General features: G+C 51.4%; 21 protein-coding genes. 17 read left to right on the top strand and 4 right to left on the bottom strand.

Translation table 11 applies throughout. The features are described from left to right. Window positions 1-961 precede the first annotated feature (961 nt). From D7Z26_RS03690 to D7Z26_RS03665, 6 genes are read left to right on the top strand one after another with little or no spacing between them, the layout of a single operon-like run. Window positions 962-1495 carry a redoxin domain-containing protein gene (locus tag D7Z26_RS03690; RefSeq protein WP_120974712.1) on the top strand — a complete coding sequence of 178 codons (534 nt, stop codon included), beginning with the start codon at window positions 962-964 and terminating at the stop codon, window positions 1493-1495. A 21-nt stretch (window positions 1496-1516) separates the two neighbouring features. Further along, window positions 1517-3226 (top strand): cytochrome c biogenesis protein ResB, encoded by a 1710-nt coding sequence (gene resB, locus D7Z26_RS03685; protein ID WP_120974711.1) that lies wholly within the window; start codon window positions 1517-1519, stop codon window positions 3224-3226. Next, a complete protein-coding gene (gene ccsA, locus D7Z26_RS03680) occupies window positions 3223-4482 on the top strand; it encodes a cytochrome c biogenesis protein CcsA (RefSeq protein ID WP_120974710.1) in 1260 nt (419 codons plus the stop codon). Before resB ends, ccsA begins: the two co-directional genes overlap by 4 nt. 43 nt (window positions 4483-4525) lie before the next feature. Continuing rightward, on the top strand, window positions 4526-5239 hold the full coding sequence (locus tag D7Z26_RS03675; RefSeq protein ID WP_120974709.1) for a response regulator transcription factor: 714 nt from the start codon (window positions 4526-4528) through the stop codon (window positions 5237-5239). A 3-nt stretch (window positions 5240-5242) separates the two neighbouring features. Further along, window positions 5243-6691 carry an ATP-binding protein gene (locus D7Z26_RS03670; protein ID WP_120974708.1) on the top strand — a complete coding sequence of 483 codons (1449 nt, stop codon included), beginning with the start codon at window positions 5243-5245 and terminating at the stop codon, window positions 6689-6691. A gap of 22 nt (window positions 6692-6713) precedes the next feature. After that, window positions 6714-7952 (top strand): MFS transporter, encoded by a 1239-nt coding sequence (locus D7Z26_RS03665; RefSeq protein ID WP_120974707.1) that lies wholly within the window; start codon window positions 6714-6716, stop codon window positions 7950-7952. 18 nt (window positions 7953-7970) lie between these two features. Here the strand turns inward: D7Z26_RS03665 and D7Z26_RS03660 are convergent, their stop codons facing one another. The 3 genes from D7Z26_RS03660 to D7Z26_RS03650 all read right to left on the bottom strand — a co-directional run bounded on the left by D7Z26_RS03660 (window position 7971) and on the right by D7Z26_RS03650 (window position 11342). Continuing rightward, complete coding sequence (locus D7Z26_RS03660) at window positions 7971-8474, bottom strand: hypothetical protein (protein WP_120974706.1); 504 nt, start codon at window positions 8472-8474, stop codon at window positions 7971-7973. A 140-nt stretch (window positions 8475-8614) separates the two neighbouring features. After that, window positions 8615-10207, bottom strand: coding sequence for a phosphoglycerate dehydrogenase (gene serA, locus D7Z26_RS03655; protein ID WP_120974705.1), 1593 nt, complete (start codon window positions 10205-10207; stop codon window positions 8615-8617). 214 nt (window positions 10208-10421) lie between these two features. After that, complete coding sequence (locus D7Z26_RS03650) at window positions 10422-11342, bottom strand: hypothetical protein (protein ID WP_120974704.1); 921 nt, start codon at window positions 11340-11342, stop codon at window positions 10422-10424. A gap of 106 nt (window positions 11343-11448) precedes the next feature. On the opposite strand from D7Z26_RS03650, the gene D7Z26_RS03645 reads away from it, so the two are divergent. Together D7Z26_RS03645 and D7Z26_RS03640 are read left to right on the top strand one after the other, a co-directional pair. Beyond that, window positions 11449-12045, top strand: coding sequence for a CPBP family intramembrane glutamic endopeptidase (locus D7Z26_RS03645; RefSeq protein WP_120974703.1), 597 nt, complete (start codon window positions 11449-11451; stop codon window positions 12043-12045). Beyond that, window positions 12042-12338 carry a hypothetical protein gene (locus D7Z26_RS03640; RefSeq protein ID WP_120974702.1) on the top strand — a complete coding sequence of 99 codons (297 nt, stop codon included), beginning with the start codon at window positions 12042-12044 and terminating at the stop codon, window positions 12336-12338. The genes D7Z26_RS03645 and D7Z26_RS03640 overlap by 4 nt, the downstream gene beginning before the upstream one ends. Before the next feature lie 70 nt (window positions 12339-12408). Here D7Z26_RS03640 and D7Z26_RS03635 read toward each other — a convergent pair whose 3' ends face one another. After that, entirely contained in the window at window positions 12409-13296 is an 888-nt protein-coding gene (locus D7Z26_RS03635) for a polysaccharide deacetylase family protein (protein WP_120974701.1), read from the bottom strand. 190 nt (window positions 13297-13486) lie between these two features. Here D7Z26_RS03635 and D7Z26_RS03630 point away from each other — a divergent pair, with 190 nt between their 5' ends. From D7Z26_RS03630 to D7Z26_RS03595, 9 genes are all read left to right on the top strand, one after another. Then, window positions 13487-13837: a hypothetical protein gene (locus tag D7Z26_RS03630; protein WP_120974700.1), complete on the top strand. Its 351-nt coding sequence runs from the start codon at window positions 13487-13489 to the stop codon at window positions 13835-13837. Window positions 13838-14031: 194 nt separating this feature from the next. Further along, on the top strand, window positions 14032-14631 hold the full coding sequence (locus D7Z26_RS03625) for a genetic competence negative regulator (protein ID WP_120974699.1): 600 nt from the start codon (window positions 14032-14034) through the stop codon (window positions 14629-14631). A gap of 141 nt (window positions 14632-14772) precedes the next feature. Beyond that, window positions 14773-15468 (top strand): glutamic-type intramembrane protease PrsW, encoded by a 696-nt coding sequence (gene prsW / locus D7Z26_RS03620; protein WP_120974698.1) that lies wholly within the window; start codon window positions 14773-14775, stop codon window positions 15466-15468. A 52-nt stretch (window positions 15469-15520) separates the two neighbouring features. Beyond that, window positions 15521-15679, top strand: a complete 159-nt coding sequence (locus D7Z26_RS27415) for a hypothetical protein (protein WP_199731662.1) — start codon at window positions 15521-15523, stop codon at window positions 15677-15679. A gap of 117 nt (window positions 15680-15796) precedes the next feature. Then, window positions 15797-17152, top strand: a complete 1356-nt coding sequence (ypeB, locus tag D7Z26_RS03615) for a germination protein YpeB (protein WP_120974697.1) — start codon at window positions 15797-15799, stop codon at window positions 17150-17152. 93 nt (window positions 17153-17245) lie between these two features. Continuing rightward, window positions 17246-17926 carry a flagellar brake protein gene (locus D7Z26_RS03610; RefSeq protein WP_233566595.1) on the top strand — a complete coding sequence of 227 codons (681 nt, stop codon included), beginning with the start codon at window positions 17246-17248 and terminating at the stop codon, window positions 17924-17926. A 102-nt stretch (window positions 17927-18028) separates the two neighbouring features. Then, window positions 18029-18274, top strand: coding sequence for a hypothetical protein (locus D7Z26_RS03605; RefSeq protein ID WP_120974695.1), 246 nt, complete (start codon window positions 18029-18031; stop codon window positions 18272-18274). A gap of 131 nt (window positions 18275-18405) precedes the next feature. Further along, on the top strand, window positions 18406-19110 hold the full coding sequence (cmk, locus tag D7Z26_RS03600; RefSeq protein WP_120974694.1) for a (d)CMP kinase: 705 nt from the start codon (window positions 18406-18408) through the stop codon (window positions 19108-19110). A gap of 3 nt (window positions 19111-19113) precedes the next feature. Beyond that, a complete protein-coding gene (locus D7Z26_RS03595; protein WP_120974693.1) occupies window positions 19114-19701 on the top strand; it encodes a lysophospholipid acyltransferase family protein in 588 nt (195 codons plus the stop codon). Window positions 19702-19717 lie beyond the last annotated feature (16 nt).

Below are 19717 nucleotides of genomic sequence, written 5' to 3'. Positions count from 1 at the left end.
CTTTTTTGAACGAAAAATACGGGGTCACCGATTTGTATTGATTGCTTATACGCATACGATAGAGGGATACGAAAATGGTAAGCCATGTGCGTTTCAGGGGATTTCAGGTGGTGTAGTGTTATATGCAGATGGTTATGCAAGCGGTCAAAAGCTCTGTAGATCGTTTTCGTAGCACAGCATATCTGATGACTTCTTATGTTTCAAAATCAGCTTAACCAAGAAATCGGTGCTTGATCAACGGGTTAGCTTCGAATGAGTGACCTGTTTGGAACAATGCTACGATAACGGTTGTCATAGCGCTTAATCGGCACCAGAAACGGAGGTTTATTTTCTAACGGTTGTATAAGTGCTTATTTGGACGAAACAGCCACTCTGCAGACGAAATAACGGGGAATAGGTTCGCTGGCAACCGTTACATTTTGTAAACCCCATTTTTACCCGAATAGCGTCGCTCGCAACCGTTAGATTTTTCGCCAACTTTTCATACTCGCATCAACTCCTCTGGTCAAGCACCGATTTCGGTTTTAAGCCTCAAAATATACTTTTTATGATGAAGAAAATCCAATTAATCCATATTGAGAAGTCGTCTTCATCTGGAATCTAGAAAAGTCTAGAAAAGAGGTGAAATAAAATTGAAGGCTTCTCCATCATATGATGCAGTCTTTTCTTTCCATGAACTGTTCAGCGCCGGAGATCGTCCGGTGTGGCTTTGACGTTGTAGCTGTAAATTGAATGCGTCGCAGCAGTCCTCGGTGAGAGACTCCGACGGTTTTTTTACCCATACATTACCCATAGGAAGTGAAAATTCATGCGAGATTGACTTAGATTACATTGTACTAAATTAGACAAACAAGAAACGATAAAATCCAATGAAATCAACGTATACTAAGTAGTGTCGATTGATGCTAGAGATACGTTCCGCTACAATGGGAGTATCGGATTAGGTGGTGTTAACTTTCAAATGGGTCGATATCGTAAAACGATTCAATACGTTATTCTGGCACTCGTGCTGATCGTAGGCGGTTATGCGGTCGGCAATTCGCTGTTTTCCAAGAGTGTCGTACTTAAACGCGGGGATGTTCCTCCCGACTTTCTGCTCGCCGGACTGGACGGCGGCGTTCATAATTTGAAGGAATACGAAGGCAAGCCTCTCATCCTGAATTTCTGGGGCACCTTCTGCCCGCCCTGCCGCAACGAAATGCCGGCCTTGCAGCAACAATACGAGAAATGGAAAGATCAAGGGCTCGAATTGGTGGGCATTAATCTAAGCGAAGACAAGCTAACCGTAGAGAGCTTCATTCGCCAGATCGGCGTAAGCTTTCCCATACTGCAAGACAAAGACAAGAAGACGGAGAGAGCCTACGGGTTGAAGCAATATCCCACGACCTTTTTTATTACCCCGAAAGGGAAAATCCAAGAAGTCGTTATCGGGGGATTGTTGACGGAGGAAGAGATAGAAAGTCGCGTGGAACGGCTTATGAAGTCGAGTTCGTGACTTTAAGGAGGATTAACACCTTTGTTTCAGAACACCAAGTGCGAATGCGGACATCAGAATCCCGTAGGCACGGTCCTATGCGAATCTTGCGGCAAGCCGCTCGACGAGGAACTGCTGACCGATGAAAGCGCGCTGCTCGAGATGAGATACGACGGGGTTGCCCGTAGATCGCAGAAAGCGAATCCGCATCCGATAGACCGGATTTGGAACTTCTTCTCTTCGGTCAAGATCGCGGTATATCTCATCATCATCACCCTTGTGGGCGCGGCTTTGGGGACGATTTTCCAACAAGAAAACACGCTGATCAATATGACCGAGAGCTCCGAGTTCGCGGCGTATTACAAAGAGAAATACGGCACGGCCGGCGTCATCTATCACGCGCTCGGGCTGTCCAGAACTTACGAGTCCTGGTGGTTCATCCTGTTGCTCGTCATGATCGGCACATCGCTTGTCGTATGCAGCCTAGATCGGGTTTTACCACTCTATCGCGCGCTGTCCAAACAACAAATCCGCAAGCATCTTCAATTCATCAACCGGCAACAGGTCGTCTACGCCGGACCGTTGAAGGGCGATCAAGAAGCGTGGATTACGGAACTGGGAAAGCAATTGAAACGCAAGCATTACCGCGTATGGCAAGAAGATGGGGCGCTCCTCGCGGAGAAAAACAGATTTAGCCGCTGGGGTCCTTATATCAACCACATCGGATTGATTATTTTTTTGCTTGCCGTTCTCGGCCGCGGCATCCCCGCCTGGCATATGGATCAATATCTCTCGCTCTATGAAGGGGAGACGAGACAGATTCCGGGTACGAACTATTACATCAAGAACGATAAATTCACCGTGGATTATTATACGGACGCGGAACTCGCGAACAATCAGAAAGGCACCAAGGTCGTTAAGCTTTACGAGACCAAAGCCCGCCTGTACGCGTGCACCGAGTCGTGCGACGATCCGTTGAACGAGCCCGTGCTGAAAGAAGTCGTTCAGCACGATATTCACGTTAACAGCGCGCTCTCTTACAAAGGATTGCAAATTTATCAGAATAGTTTTCAACAGCGGGTTCGCTTTATCTCGGTTCATCCGACGCTAACGAATAAGGAAACCGGCGTACAGATCGGCGATTTCGATTTGCTTATGGACAATCCGGCGGAGAAGTACGATGTGGGCCAATACAAGTTGGCGCTCATCGATTATTATCCGGATTTCGACTTGGACGAGCAGAAGCGGCCGATGACGAAAACGCGCGAGCCTAACAATCCGGCATTCGTATTCCAGATCAAAGGCCCCGACACTCCCGCGGACGGAGAAATCTACATTTACTTCGCGATGCCGAACGAGAAAAGCAAGGTTTACGAGAAACTGCTGAACGACAGCTTCAAGCAGCGCGGAGACAGCTCGGGCCGATTCGCCGTTTCGGTGGAAAATCCGGTCGTCGATGGTAAAATGAACAATATCAAGTATTCCGAATATACGACGTTTTTGAACATTCGCGTCGACAAAGCGATGCCGTATATTTGGTTCGGCGCCGCGATCTCCATGATCGGTCTGATCATGGGCTTCTATTGGCAGCATAGGCGTATATGGCTGAGGATCGACGACGGGCAACTGTCGCTCGGCGGCCATACGAATAAGAACAGCTTTGGCTTAAGAGCCGATGTCGCATGGGCGTTGGGACGCACCGGCATAGAGGTGTCCCCGAAATCGCTCGATAACAGGAGGAATGGGCGTTGAACTGGCTAGATTTCAGCAGCAATTCATTTATCGTCGCGTTTTACTTATACTGCGCTTCATTCATTAGCTTCGCCATCGCGGTGGCGGGCAAGCGGTGGAGCAACCGCAAGGCCGAGGATCATACTTCCCGTTGGGGTAAAATCGGCTTCGGGCTCGCGGCTATCGGCTGGCTTGCCCATCTGACGTTCTTCTTTACGCGTTGGTATGGCGGAGGACATATTCCGACAAGCAACATGTATGAATTCATGACGTTCCTCGGCATGGCGATCATGTTCGCGTTCATCATCGTGCACTTGATCTACCGCAACATGCTGCTCGGAGCGTTCGCGCTTCCGCTCGTAATTATCATTATCGCGTACGCTTCGGTATTCCCGTCCGAAGTGCAGCCGCTGATCCCGGCACTGAACAACTATTGGCTAAAAATTCACGTTACCACGGCGGCGACGGGCGAAGCGTTCTTCGCGGTCGGTTTCGCGGCGGCGCTTATGCAGCTCATCCGCGTCGTCGACTTCTCCCGCAAGGACAAAGTCGGCAAGCGCGCGCAATTCTGGACGGAATTCTCGCTGTACGTCATTATCGTGCTGATCGGCTTCCTCGTCGCCGTCTTCGCATTCCGCGGAGCCGGATACGAAGCCACGTTCTCGCAAGAGAAAGTGACGATCGCGGACGACGGCACGGCAACGTCCGAAGTCAAGGAAGTCAAATACGGCTTGCCGCCTATCGTGGCGCCGTACAATAGCGATATCGTCGAATTCCAGTCGTTCATCGGATTGGATAAGCCGCTGTTCGATGCTCCTTCTTGGATGAACGGCGTTAACGCCGGACGCAAGCTGAATACGATTATTTGGTCCGTCATTTCGGGTTCCTTGCTTTACGGATTGCTGAGACTTCTCGCCCGCAAGCCGTTAGCTGCGGCCATTCACCCGCATCTTACGGACATTGACGCGGAAGACCTGGAGGAAATCAGTTATCGCGCGATCGCGATCGGGTTCCCGGTATTCACGCTAGGCGCGCTAATTTTCGCGATGATCTGGGCGCAGATCGCTTGGTCCCGATTCTGGGGCTGGGATCCGAAGGAAGTGTGGGCGCTCGTTACGTTCTTGTTCTACAGCGCGTACTTGCATCTGCGGTTATCCCGCGGTTGGCAGGGAACTCGTTCGGCGTGGCTTGCGGTTATCGGATTCCTTGTCGTCATGTTTACGTTAGTAGGGGTTAACCTCGTTATTGCCGGTTTGCATTCTTACGCCGGCGTATAAGCAAGACCATTAAGGAACGAACAGCCGAGAGGGGCGCTGAAGCATGAATACTGGCAATCGGATTTTGGTCGTGGACGACGAGGAAAGAATTCGTCGCTTGCTCAGAATGTATCTGGAGAAAGAAGGCTATGTCATTGACGAGGCGGAGGACGGGGAAAGCGCGTTGCGCAAAGCCCAGGAAGACGACTTCGATCTCATCGTGCTCGATTTGATGTTGCCGGGCATCGACGGAATCGAAGTGTGCGCCCGCCTGCGTCAGCAGAAGGCGACGCCGGTATTGATGCTGACCGCCAAAGGCGAAGAAGTGAACCGCGTCCAAGGCTTCGAAGTCGGAGCCGATGATTACGTGGTGAAGCCGTTCAGCCCGCGCGAGGTCATCTTCCGCATCAAGGCGATTTTGCGCCGGTCCTCGGCGACCGCGTTCCTGTCGAAGGAATTGAATACGAGCAACAATATCGTATTCCCTTATTTGATTATCGAGCACGACGCTCATCGCGTGACGGCCAGCGGCCAGGAAGTGAACTTGACGCCTAAAGAGTACGAGCTGCTGCATTATTTGGCTAGTACGCCGGACAAAGTATTTTCCCGCGAAGAGCTGCTCAAGGACGTCTGGAATTACGATTTCTTCGGAGATCTGCGCACGGTGGATACGCACGTGAAGAGGCTTCGCGAGAAGCTGAACCGCGTGTCCGCCGAAGCCGCTTCCATGATAACGACCGTATGGGGCGTGGGGTATAAGTTGGAGGCGGCGAAGTAAACGATGGCGATATGGAGAACGGTCGTCGGCAAGATGTGGCTGACGATCATGGGGTTGGTAGCGGTCGTCATCTCGACGTTGGGGTTATTCCTGCTGAAATACATCGACGCGCAAGCGTTTACCGATCCGACGAAAATCAAGCATTTGTTTATTTTCACGGGATTCATGGGTTTTCTGCTTACGACGTTTTTCGCGTTTTTCTTGCTAACGAAAATTACCCAGCCTTTGAGGGAAATGAAGGATGCGGCCAACCGCGTCGCGCAGGGCGAATATACGACGCGGGTTGCGATTCGCTCCTCCGACGAGATCGGGGAATTGGCGAACACGTTTAACCAAATGGCCTCGGAGCTTCATACGTTGATTAACGATCTTCAGCATGAGAGGGACCATTTAAGCAGCGTGCTAAAGAGCATGACGGACTCCGTCATTTCATTCGATGCCGCGGGCGAAGTCATTCTGACGAACCCCCAAGGGCAGAATTTGCTCGAAGAGTGGAGTTCGGTCGATTGGTCCGACGAAGAGCCGAAAGAAGACGATGCCCATGTACCCGGTCCGCTTCGCGAGACGTTCAGGGGCGTCATTAAGACAGGCAAGGAGACAACCGTTAAAGTGCACGTCAAGAGCGGCGTCTGGTCGGTCGTCATGACGCCGTTGGCATCCACGGAAGCCATAAGAGGCGCTGTCGCGGTCTTAAGGGACGTTACCGAAGAATTCCGCGTCGATAAGATGCGTAAGGATTTCGTCGCGAACGTTTCCCACGAAATCCGAACTCCGCTCTCGATGGTTCAAGGCTACAGCGAAGCGCTTATCGACGATATCGCGGCGACGCCGGAAGAACGTCGCGAGCTCGTGCAAGTCATTCACGACGAGTCGTTGCGTATGGGACGTCTCGTGAAGGATCTTCTGGATCTGGCGAGAATGGAAGCCGGGTACATGGATATGAATTACCAGCCGCTCGACGTGAACGGCCTTCTGACGAGGGTGTACCGGAAGTTCTCGGCGATCGCGAAGGAACGTCAGATCGAGCTGACGAGAACGCCCGATAATCCGGAATTAATGCTGGAAGCCGCGGACGGAGACCGCTTGGAGCAAGTTCTTACGAATTTGCTCGACAACGCGTTAAGGCATACGCCTTCGGGCGCCAAGATCGATTTATGCGCTCAAATTTTTCAGAGAACGAACGGTCCTTGGCTCGAGATTAAGATTATCGACGAAGGGCAGGGCATTCCGAGAGAGGATTTGCCCTATATTTTCGAACGTTTCTATAAGGCGGATAAAGCCCGCAAGCGGGAGACGACGGGCGGCGGTACGGGGCTTGGTCTCGCGATCGTCAAAAACTTGATCGTCGCGCACGGCGGAGAGATTACCGCGATTAGCGAGCCGGGAGAAGGGACGACGTTTACGATCCTGCTTCCCGTCCAGGCTAACCGCAAGAAAATCGCAATGCCCTAAGAAGTTAAAGCGAGGGTATCTCATGAATCTACTGAAACGTTGGGCGAGTTTTCGGAGCCCTGACAAGACGAGCGAGCAGGGAGATACCCGGTTGTCGAAGGAAGCGCGTGTCGCCTTACTTATTCACGGTTGTTTCCAATTCGGCGCGTCGATGTCCGGTCTATTCCTTAACTTGTATTTATGGCGTCTGACCGAAGATTTGGTCATCAACGGCATCTTTAACATTATCGTCTACGGAATGACTCCGTTCGCATTCGCGATCGGAGGGTGGATCGCAAAGAAAAAGGATCGGATGGTCACGTATCGCCTCGGCATCGCGTTGATCACGGTCTTTTTTCTTGTCGTCATATTTTCCAAGGAAAACGTCGTTACGTATTACCCTTGGTTCGCGGCGTTTAACGGGTTCGCGCTCGGACTGTATTGGGTGGGTTACCTGGTGCTCATGTACGACGTGACGGACGCCAAGAACCGTTCGCGCTATCTCGGCGTCAACATGATCGTGTTTAACACGGCAGGTTTGGCGGGTCCGGCGTTGTCCGGCTTTATCATCAGTCTGTTCGAAGGCGTGCGAGGTTATCTCGTCACCTTCGCGGCCGCGTCTTCCTTGTTCGGAATCGCGTCGATGTTTAGCCTGCGAATTCGGAGGATCGAGTCCCATCATCGGACTTATTTCCTGAAATATTGGGGTTTGATGATGCAGAGAAATCGGTTATGGGTGCTGGCCTTGTTCAGCTTCTTCGTTCTTGGCTTGTTTCAAGGCATTATGTTATTTTTGCCGAACATTCTGATGTTTCAGACGGTCGGGAGAGAGGATCAGGTCGGGTACTTATCGGTGTTGTTCGCTTTGTTTACGATCATGACCGGATTTTTCATCTCCCGGAGGAAACCGCATAACCGCATGCGCAGGGATCTATTCACAGCTTCGGCGGTCATCGTCGGAGGGGCTGCGGTGTTGCTTGCGGATATTAACTTATGGACGGTAATTTTGTTCATGTCGGTGTACTCCTTGCTCGCTCCCCTGATCATCAATACGTTGACCTCGTATTATTATCAATTAATGGACGGCTTGCCGCTAAAAGGCTTGTTCCGGATCGAATCGGTCGTTATCCGCGAGTTTTTCCTGAATACGGGTCGAGTTCTATCGATTCTGTCGCAAGTCTTGTTCGTCAGTTCCGTTAATTCGCCCGCGCTTCCGATCGTATTGATCGTAACCGCTTTAACGCAGCTTGGCATCGTACTTCTCGTTCGCAACAAAGCTTAAGAGTCACTAGCCTCGTATTCAGGATTCGGTGGTAAAAATGATTGCTTCTTGAGCGTCGTACCCGTATATGTTTACCGGAGGATTTTGCGGTTTATCCACCAACGCCAACCAGATTCTCCTATTTGCGGCCTCGATAATCTCAGCTTCTTTTTTCGTGTCTTTCGTTTCAACGACTACTCGTTTGATCGCATCGTTATGGATGACCCCGTAAAACAGAGGTAATTTTTGATTTAGACTACTGTAAGACCAGTTTAATTCGACTTTCGAATCAGGCCGCGATGAATTGCCTATTTCCCAAGCCCAACCGTTTCGTTTTTTTTTCAATAATCCTAATCCAAATTGTTCGTTGTTCTCATAAAATACAAGCGCAAGATGACCTTTATCCATTTCCTTTACGTGAGCAATGGAGTCAAACTGAATGTTGGATTTCTTCATTGCTTGTTCTATGGTAATTTCTTCATTCGTGCAAGCGGCGAGTATAAAGATAATGACAACGATAATTAACAATCTTAGTTGAATCATTGGAACTCTCACCCCTTAGGATTTAATTTCTGACATCTCTGAATAAGTCAGTATATACCATTATTATACAGTAAAATAGAAAAAGGCGGCCAATTTGGCCGCCTTTGAAGATTTATAAGCTAACGCATAGGTTAGAAAATTTAGAACAAGTGGACTTCCTTCGCGTTGTTCAAGTCCGGGAGCGCGGAAATCTCGCCCAAGATCTGTTTCGTGACGCCCTTATCGACTCCAAGAATCATAATCGCGGCTCCGCCGACGATTTTACGTCCGACTTGCATCGTCGCGATGTTGACGTCTCTCGTGCCAAGCAACGTACCTACGCGGCCGATAATACCCGGTTTGTCATCGTGCGAGATAAGAAGGATGTGGCCTTGCGGTTCGACGTCTACCGGGAACTTGTCGACTTGGGTAATGCGCGGTCCGAAGCCGTTAAGCAACGTTCCGGCTACGAGTCGCTCTTCTTTGTCCGTGCGCAGAGTTACGCTGACTTGGTTCGTGAAACCCTTGGTAGCGTGCGATTTCGTGACCACGATGTTCACTCCGCGGTTTTTGGCGAGGTGCATCGCGTTAACGACGTTGACTTGGTCCGATCCAAGGTGGTGGGAGAGTACGCCCTCCACGACATGGCGAGTCAACGGTTGAGTATCTACGTCCGCCAAGTCGCCGGCGTAAGTAACGGCGATTTCTTTGACGGGGCCTTCCGCAATTTGCGCGGCGAAGCTTCCGAGCTTCTTGCCGAGCGAGAAATAAGGCTCGAGCTTGGAGAGCACTTCCGCGGCGACCGGCGGCATGTTTACGGCATTTTTGAACGGCTCGCCGCGCAGAATGTGCAGCAGTTGCTCCGACACGTCGATCGCAACGTTCTCCTGGGCTTCGATCGTAGAAGCTCCCAGGTGAGGCGTTACGATGATTTTCGGATGGGAGAGGAAGGGATGATCCGCTGCCGGCGGCTCTTCTTCGAAGACGTCGAATGCGGCGCCCGCAACTTGTCCCTCGTTGATCGCGTCGACGAGAGCGAGCTCGTCGATAATTCCGCCGCGCGCGCAGTTCACGATGCGCACGCCTTTTTTGATGCGTCCGAATTGCTCTTTGCCGATCATATGGCGAGTTTCGGGAGTAAGCGGCGTATGCACCGTAATAAAGTCAGCTTCCGCGATAATCTCGTCTACGGACGCTTTGCGGACTCCCATTTTCTCGGCGCGTTCTTCGGTTAGGAACGGATCGTATCCGAGCACGTTCATGCCGAATGCTTTGGCTCGGGCTGCGACTTCGCTGCCGATTCTTCCCATGCCGAGAACTCCAAGAACCTTGTTGCGCAGTTCGACGCCGACGAAGGACTTGCGGTCCCACTCGCCGCCGACGGTTTTCAGGTAGGCTTGGGGAATATGGCGCGCTACGGCCATCATCATCGCGAAAGTATGCTCGCAAGTGGTAATCGTGTTGCCGTCCGGCGCATTGATAACGATGATTCCGCGTTTAGTCGCCGCGTCCAGGTCGATATTATCGACTCCGACGCCCGCGCGACCGATCACTTTAAGCTGTTTGCCGGCGTTCATGATTTTCTCTGTAACGCGAGTTTGGCTGCGAACGAGCAACGCGTCGTATTCGCCGATAATGGCGACGAGTTCATCCTCGCTAAGACCTGTCTTCTTGTCAATGGAGATGTCGGATGCTTCGACGAGAAGCGAGATGCCCAAGTCGCTGATCGGATCCGATACCAGTACTTTAAACATTTTGGAACCCTCCTTCGATATATAGAAAACACCCTCAACCGCCGTCCGCCGCGTGAAGCGGAGTAACGGTGCATAGAGGGTGACTCCGCAAGGTCACTTCTTTTCCTGTGTCGCGTTAATGCGTGTTCGGTTCCGATTGATTACCCTATTTTATAGCAACGGGACTTACAATTGCAATGGCAAAAGTGCGACAATATGACGTTTCTTGCCGGATTTAATTGTCCGAGAAGAAGAAAGGCAGCTGCGGAAGCTGTTCATTTTCGTAGTAACGGGATTTCATAGAAATGAAATCTCCGCTGCGAACGGCTCCGGTGCTCATGAGCAATTCGGCGATGGCGTTGAAGCTTATGATTTTGCGTTTGTCCGCTTGGCCGGAAACGATGAATTGATCCACGCGGGCGGTTAAATCGTGCGGGAGGAAATCAACCAGTTGGGTTTGCGATGACAAGTAATCCGACGCTACCTTCATCTTGACGACCAAAGGAAGTGTTTTCCATTTGGAGATCGTCAGAGTTTCCGAGTTCTCGTAGTCTCCCGTAATGTTAGGATCGATCGATTCGGCCCATTTGAGCATCGAGCCGAAATATTGCTTCTGGGCGGATAGAAAATAAGTAAGCCCGTTTTTGTAATAGGAGTCGGCGTTCACTTTGTCCAATACGAGTTGACCGGTACCTTGATTCGCGGATGCCGCAAGCTTGGAGAAGCTTTCGTTGAACAGCTTCAAGCTCTTTAAGTAATTCGTCTGGGAATCCTTCAATTGCTGCGAGATCGACGAGACCTGTACTTTTTTGATCGCATCGTATTTATGCTGCGCGGACTTGGCCAAGTCCTTCATGGACGCGGCCCGATCGGCCGTCGGATCGGACAACCACTTATCTTGCGCTTTCAGCCAATCGTTTTGAAATTCACGATAGGGCAAAAATACGGTATGATAGAAGGAAACCAAGTCTTGCTGCTGATAAGCATTCGGTTGCGGAGTCGCGGACGATTCGGGCGTTTCCGCCGCCGCGTATTTGGCTTCGACGCGATCGGTGCCCACCCTTACGCCGTAAAAAAAAGCCCCTACCGCGATGATAAGCATGAGTATGAATGCTAGGGAAAAAATGAGATCGGATCGATTTAGACGCTTTTCCATCGGTTGCTCCTTTAGACGGTCATGAGTAGTTGGTTTGTTGGTAGTCCTAGTATAGAAAAAAACGGTAAGAATGAACATACAAAAATTTGCATGATTTCGAGGGAACATGAGAAAATTCGACTTTCGCAATATCAAAATCCGCAAAGTGACCGTAGACGAGCTAAACGACAAGATGTTGTTGGTCAATTTGTACATTACGCAAGCTCTATCTCTTATTATCGGTATCGTATGGCTAATATTTCAGGGTAGAAATCCGATAAGTCTATTAAAAGTACCAACGGACGCGGATTTTATTTGGTGGGGCGGGGGTTTGGCGCTTCTGGTATTGATTTTCGACCTGGTAATTTCGAGATTCGTGCCCGAAGAAGCGTCTGACGACGGCGGAGTCAACGAGCGATTGTTCAAGCTTCGGCCGGTTTGGCACATCGCGGCAATCTCCCTAATCGTCGCCATTTGCGAGGAAATTCTGTTCCGCGGAGCGATTCAATACTCGATCGGGCCTTACTGGACGAGCATCGTGTTCGCTGCGATCCACGTGCGCTATCTACGGCATTGGATTCCGACGGGCCTCGTATTCTCGATTAGTTACGGGCTCGGGGTGGTCATGACGCACACGGGCACGATTTGGACGCCGATCGCGGCGCATTTTCTGGTGGATCTCGTGATGGGTTGCATTATTCGTTTTCGGAGGGAAGATTCATGAGCGAGGACCTAGATTCTTCATCGGTGTGGAATCATTACGTGAGAGCCAAGCAAGCGGCTTTCGGCCCCGAAGAAAGCGCTGAAACGCAGTCGCTGGAAGAGCTAGAAGCCGCGATCGCGGAAGCCGCCGCCAGTTCCGGCATTCCGGAAATCGGCATGCCTCCGCGTTCCGTCGTGCATCCGACGAAACGCAGCCAGCTTTCGAAATGGTTTTATTTGACGCTGGTCGTCTTGTTCGCAGGACTGGTTTTCGGTTTGATATGGTGGGGCCGCAAGCAAGATATGGCTCCCTGAACGATCGTATTTAAGGAAAAAGCTGTTTCCCCGACAGACTTGGGGGAAACAGCTTTTTGTTTGCGATGCATTAAGAAAGCGTGGTGTCGATCGCGTTCGGATCCACGAAGGAATAGCCTTTTTGCTCCAATTGGGTTAATAGGTTATCAAGCGTCTTCGCAGTCCAAGGCAATTCATGCATAAGGATGTTGCTGCCGGGATGCAACTGCTTCATGACGTTGTCGATGATGGCCTGAGGGCGTTTGGCTTCGGGAATATTTTTCATGTCCCAATCGAGCGAGCCGTTGGACCAGGTCATATACAACAATCCTTTTTCCTTGGCGATGCGGTGGACGTCTTCGTTGGCGGAAGCATGCGGAGGTCTGAAAAATATCGGCGTTTTGCCGGTGAGCTCCTCGATGATCGTTTGAACGTCGGCGATTTGTTTTTCTATTTTCGGTGCTTTTTCCTTCCCGAGCTCAATGTGATCCCAAGAGTGGTTGCCGATGACTTGTCCTCGATCGTCGATTTCCTTCAGCAGTTCCGGATGCGCCTTCACCCGGTAGCCGTTCACGAAAAAGATTGCTTTCGCATTGTGCTTGTCCAGCGTGTCGAGCAAGGGGTCTAACGTTTCCGGCGCTTTCGGGCCGTCATCGAACGTGAGCAACACGATTTTGTTGTCGGTTTTCGTCTTGTCGATCGGAACGATGAAATAATTTTTGTTCATTTTGTAAGCTTTAGCGATTGCCGTCCCATCGGGCGTCTCGTTAGATTCGCCGGACTCAGGTGGTTGCGCGTCCGTTTCGGTCGCAGGAGAGGACGAGGCGGAAGCCGAAGATGAAGTTTCTGGGGAAGCTGCGGCCGAAGTTTGAGGCGAAGAAGCCGGCGAAGCCGTATTTCCATTCTTGGTGGAGTTATTGCAGGCGACAAGGCCAAGCAGCAATATGGACGTGCAAATCACAATCAGTCGTCGATTCATGTTGAAATTCCCTCCGTATGCGATACATAAGCAAAGCTCGGTCGGACATTCCTTTGAACGGCCGGACATCGCTTGTTAAATGGATTGTACCACAATTTCCCGTGCGTTCGACATGCGTCCGGCTTCCTTATTTTGATGGGGCATGTCCTTCACGCTCTCGGTCACACTAATTACACGAAGGAGGTGGCAAATGAAACTCGGGGCTTTCATTATAGGTGGATTAGCTGGTGCGGCAGTCGTTATGGTGATGCGGCGGAATCGCATGATGTCCGCGGTCGCGTCGGGCGTCGGAAGCAATTTGAAGCGAAGAATGAGCGGCATGAAAGACGATGCCATCGAGAAGGCGCTTAACATGAAGTTCGCAAGCAGCTTTAAGCGCGCGAGCGATAACGATCGCCATTCGGCGGCATCTGAATCGACTGCGTCTGCGGACAATCGCTCGGGGGGACTGGACGACGTTAAAAACTTCGTCGCGCGGGATCCTCAGTTGAACGAGCAGGTCAACAAGATTTTGGAGGAAAACGGAGAGCATCGGATATAGTCAACTTTAGCGCATGCAAACGGTATCGGCTTAGCCCCGCAAGGGGTGAGCGGATGCCGTTTTTTTGATATTCGAGCGTATTCCCTAGTGCATTTCGGTGGGAGAAGTGATAACATGATCTAAAGCCAAAGTTTCATTCACGCATTATATGCTTAATCATAAGCTGTTATCACCCACAGAAGGAGGATCCTGTCATGAGGATGGAGCGGCTTAGCCAAGACAAGATTCGGATTTTCCTCACGTTCGATGATTTGACTGAGCGCGGGATCCAGAAGGAAGATATGTGGCGCGAGATTCCGAAAGTGCATGAGCTATTCAGCGAAATGATGGATCAAGCCTACAACGAACTAGGGTTCGACGCATCAGGCCCGCTTGCCGTCGAAGTGTTCGCGATGCCGGCGCAAGGCATGGTCGTCATCGTGACGAGAGGGAAGCTGGAGAGAGACGCGGATTCCCATGCCGAGGACGAAGAAGAAGTATATGAATTGGAAGTTACGCTTGAGCAGAGCGAAGCCATTATATATCGATTCAGAGACATCGAAGACGCGATCGGGGCTGCCAAGACGTTGTCCGGCCGCCTGACTGAAGAAGGCCGAATGTACCGCTACCAGAACCAATGGGTGCTTACTTTCGATCCTGCGGGACTGGAAACTTCGGGATACCATGCGTTGATCGCCGTGCTTGCGGAGTACGGGGAAGCGTCCTCGATTACGCCGGCCGTACTCGAAGAATACGGCAAGCTGATCATTTCTTCCAACGCGGTTAAAGTGTTGGCCGAGAATTTCATGAATTAGCGCGAAAATAACGAAAAGAACCGGCAAAGCCCCTCTTCGGAGGGGCTTTGCTGTATTTATGTGGCGATTTTCACTAAATGTTCTTTTATTGCCGGTGCCCATTTACTGTTATAATGGGGAGATCAGAAGGGAGGGAACTACGTGCCGTTCGTATCGGTTTTGGCTGCCGCGATCGTACCCGGAATTGCGCTGTTAGCTTACTTTTACTGGAAAGATCGCTATGACGTCGAACCGTTGCCGATCGTGCTTAGAATGTTCCTTACCGGCGTGCTTATCGTGTTGCCGATCATGATCGTCCAGAGGAGCTTGACGTTATGGCTGGGCGAATCCCCGCTGACTTTTTCATTCCTCATTTCCGCGGGCGTGGAAGAGTTCTTCAAATGGTTCGTACTCTACCATATCATTTTCAATCATACCGAGTTCGACGAACCCTATGACGGCATCGTGTATGCCGTGGCGGTATCTCTCGGATTCGCTACCTTAGAGAACGTGTTGTATGCCTTCCTGCAGCCCATGACCTTCGGCAATTTAATGCTACGCGCTCTGCTGCCAGTGTCCGGACATGCCTTGTTCGGAGTATTTATGGGCTACTCCCTGGGACGCGCGAAGTTTTCGGTCGGCAGGAGCGTCAAACTGCATCTTTGGCTCGCGCTCTTGCTCCCGATCCTGTGGCATGGATTGTACGACTTCATCATGATGTCGGTGTCCTCGGCTTGGATATGGCTCGTCGTTCCTTTCATGTTCATTCTCTGGTTCTGGGGAATGAGGAAAGTAAACAGCGCCAACGCCGTATCTCCGTTCCGGTTCCTCAAGCGAGAGGAAGAGATTAAATCTTGACCGTTCCGTCTATACTGGGTGTGGGAATATCCGGCAGAGGGGGAGTAGGCCGTTGTCGATTCGGCTTAAAGTCACGATCAGATGCAACCGGTGCAACGAGAAATTCATCTTAAGAGGCCGCAAGGATCGCGGCCGCGTTGATACCGGGTTCAAACAATGCATCTGCAGCAATACGGTAGATTTCGAGATCGAAGAAGAAGCGCTCATCTGACGGGATGGGCGCTTCTTCTTTTTCATTTGCCCCGCGACGGCAAAATGGCGCATAAAGTCGGAACGTTCTCCCCACAATAACCGCATACCGTTTGGGAATGAAAGGGGTCGGCTGTTCATGTACGCACGATTAAGTTCCATCATGTTCCCGATTGCGACTTTGTTGTTTGTCGGTGCGATCGTATGGGGGTACCAAGAGCATCAGGAGAAAAATTCGGTTCTGATCAAGGCGGAGAATCAGTATCAACGCGCGTTCCATGATCTTAGCACCCATATGGGGAAACTGCATGATCAACTTGGCCAAACGCTGGCGGTATCGTCCGCATCGCAGGGAATGCAGCGCAAAGGCATGGCCAACGTATGGAGACTTACGAGCCAAGCCCAGAACGAGATCAACCAGCTTCCTCTGGCGCTATTGCCGTTCAATAAGGCGGAGCAATTTCTTACGCGCATCTCCAGCTTTGCCTATCGCACCTCCGTTCGCGACTTGTCGAAGCAACCGATGACGCAGGACGAGGTCAAAATGTTGAAATCGCTATATAAAACCGCGGGCTCCGTGAACAAGGAACTCGGAAAAGTTCAAAATGCGGTCATCTCGGACCATCTCCGTTGGATGGACGTAGAAGTCGCGATGGCCAGCGAGAACGGGCCGAACGACAACTCCATTATCGACGGATTCAAAACGCTGGATAAAGAAATGGGAGCTTATCCGGAATCGGATTGGGGGCCATCGGCCATGTCCTCGGATCGAAAGCTTTCGTCCGCGGCTTTAGACGGCCGGAACTTATCCGCTGATGAGGTAAAGAAAAAAGCTCTCGATTTCTTGGGACACCAAGCAGGCAGCGGGGATGCCAAAGTTACGGAAGCCGGAAACAAGACCGACCTGCCGGCTTATACGGTAACGATCAAAGGCTCGGACAATGTCAACGTCCAATTGGATTACACCCGCAAAGGAGGGCATCTGCTCTGGTACATGAATCCGCGGGAGGTCAAAACGCGCAAGCTGAATTTCGACACCGCGCGCAACAAAGGCTCGCAGTATCTTGCGAGGCACGATTATAAGGATATGACTCCGGTAACTTACGATGAATACGACCATGTCGCGGTATTCACTTATGCCCATTTGGTCGACGGGATCAAAAATTATTCCGACAAGGTGACGGTTCGCGTAGCTTTGGATAACGGAGAAGTCGTCGGCCTGCAAGCTTCGGACCATGTGTTCGCGAAAAAGATTCTGACTCCGGGCACTCCGAAAATCACGAAGGAGAAAGCGCAGGAGGGGCTGAATCCGGAATTCAAGATCGAAAATTACGGGCTCGCCTTGATCGAGAACGATATTCGCGAACCGGTGCTTTGCCATGAGTTCGAGGGCAGAATCAACGACCATCGGTATCGGATTTACATGAGCGCGGATACGGGAGTAGAAGAAAGCATCGAAGAAATTCCTGATTCCGCGAAAGCAATCTACAAATAAAGGATAAAATACGCGCCTTCCCCGGTCGGGGAGGCGCGTTATACATTCCCCAAACTTCTCCGCCCATGATATAATAATGGGGTGTAGATCGGTATGAATGCCGATCATGCCGAATGTGGAGGGTTGCTGGTGCTGCCGAAGATCAATCAAACGATGTACATACAAGCCGATACGGACGCGGAACCGACGACGCTAAGATCCCGGGTCGCGGACATGGATGACCAAAATATTTATATCGAGATTCCGCTGAACGAAAAAACGCGAAGACTGTATCGCGCCCAGCAGGGCGAGCAATTCCAGCTTTACTTTTTCACTCCGGACGGAGTGAAGCACTTATTTCCCAGCACCGTTACCGGCTTCCGCAAAGATGCAGTTTCGCTCGTCGCCATACGTAAGCCCGAGCTCGAGGAGATCACGAAAGACCAACGACGCAGCTTCCTTCGGGTTGAGGCGAATTTGGAGATCGCCGTGAAATTCGGGGACAAGCTTCGTATCGTCGCCGTTACAGAAGACGTCGGAGGGGGCGGAGTCTCTTTCCAATGCGATCGAAAATGGCCCGTCGAACAGAATGCCGTCCTGTCTTGTTGGCTATTATTAACCTATAGAGGCGGCTCAATCGCCCATGCGAGATTCGAAGGGGAAGTCGTGAGGGTGTTGCCGGTCGAGCCGGATAAGCATCTCGTCATGATGCGTTTCCAGGAAATCGCGGATTCGGATCAACAGAAAATTATCCGCTATTGCTTCGAACGCCAATTGGACATGCGTAAGGATTGACCCTTGGAAGATCAATCCGGGCAACCTCCTCTAACGAGTTACGAACGTATTTCGCCGTCTCCATTGGCGCCGAAATCGTTTGATTTAGGAGGCCGGGTAATCTTGGACAATCGCGACCGCCGGGAAGAAAGCAATCGCAAAAACTCGCGAAATAAAGACGAAGAAAACTACGGAACCTTGTTCGCGGAATGGTCGGGCCGAATAGAAAGACGTATCGCGCGGGGGATTTTGCTGCTCGCGCTTTTGCTGATCTTAGCCCAGCTAGTGCTTCAATTTCCGGCTATGAGACGGCTATTGACGACGACGGACCGTTCGGAAGGGATACCGTTTCATTATGTCCCTCGCTAGCGTGCGAATGCGCTTCTTTTGCATCATGGGTGCCGCTGTGGTATAATTTTCTCGATTATAGCAGGCTTAGCCTGCCTTATTTTTTCTCAACTCAGTCAGTTGTTGTCGCTTAGGAGGCCAGTCGTTTCCCCATGAATACATCGAACTCCCATCGAATTAACATTGCCATTGACGGGCCCGCGGGCGCGGGCAAGAGCACGGTTGCCCGGTTGGTCGCAAAGGCGCTTCAATACATTTACGTAGACACGGGGGCCATGTACCGGGCGGTTACGCTCAAGGCGCTCGAATCGGGGATTGCGACGGACGACTCGGAAATGGTAGGCCGTTTGGCGTACGATTTGGATATCGCTTTACTGCCCGGAGCCGAATCCCAGCAAGTTTGGGTGAACGGCGAGGACGTCAGCGATAAGCTAAGATCGCATGAGATCAACCGCAATGTTTCCTACGTTGCCCGGATCGAAAGCGTGCGCAACCGAATGTCCGAACTTCAACGACTCATGGCGGAAGAGAAAGGCGTAGTCATGGATGGCCGGGATATCGGCACTCACGTGTTGCCGAACGCCGAATTGAAAGTGTTCTTGACGGCAACCCCGCGCGAGCGGGCAAGTCGCAGATTTCTTGAGCTTGGCCCGGATGCGGGCATCTCGTTAGACCAACTGGAGCAGGAGATCGCGGAGCGCGACCGGTTAGACCAGGAGAGAGAAATCGCTCCTTTGGTGCAAGCAGCGGACGCGAGGTTGATCGACTCTACCGGACTGACGATCGAACAAGTAGCGGAAGAAATCGTGCGATGGAGCCTCGAGAAGGCGGGCACCATTTCGGCGGAGGAGAAGTAAATTATGTTATATCGGTTTATGAGACTGATTCTCCGTGCTTTATTCGTGCTCCTGTACCGACTGGAAGCCAGGGGAGTCAATAACATCCCTCGCGAAGGACCGGTCATCTTATGCAGCAATCATAAGAGCTTACAAGATCCCATCACTTTGGGGGTATTCGTACCTCGTAAAGTTCATTATATGGCCAAAGAAGAATTGTTCCGCATTCCGTTGTTCGGCTACTTGATTCGAGCAGTCGGAGCTTTCCCAGTCAAAAGGGGAGGCGTAAGCAAGGAAGCGATCCGGACGGCGATCAATTTGCTACGCGGCGGCCATGTGATGGGAATTTTTCCGGAAGGTACCCGCAACGAACAAGTCGGCATGGGCAAACGGGGAGCCGTTACCATGGCGCTTAGGTCGGAAGCGATCGTCGTTCCCGTCGCATTGGTAGGGGATTACCGCCCCTTCCGCAAGATGGTGGCCGTATACGGCGCGCCGATCGATATGAAATCGTACGCGGAGCAAGGCACGACCGAAAGCATGGAAGAAGCGACGGAACTCATTATGTCGCGGATTCGCGAGATGGTTAAGTCCGGCAAACCGGCATCTTAAGCGATGCATGTTTCCG

The organism is Cohnella endophytica (assembly GCF_003628305.1).
Lineage (GTDB): Bacteria > Bacillota > Bacilli > Paenibacillales > Paenibacillaceae > Cohnella > Cohnella endophytica.
The sequence above is the reverse complement of the archived record's forward strand: the minus strand, read 5'-3'. Positions and strand labels throughout refer to the sequence as shown.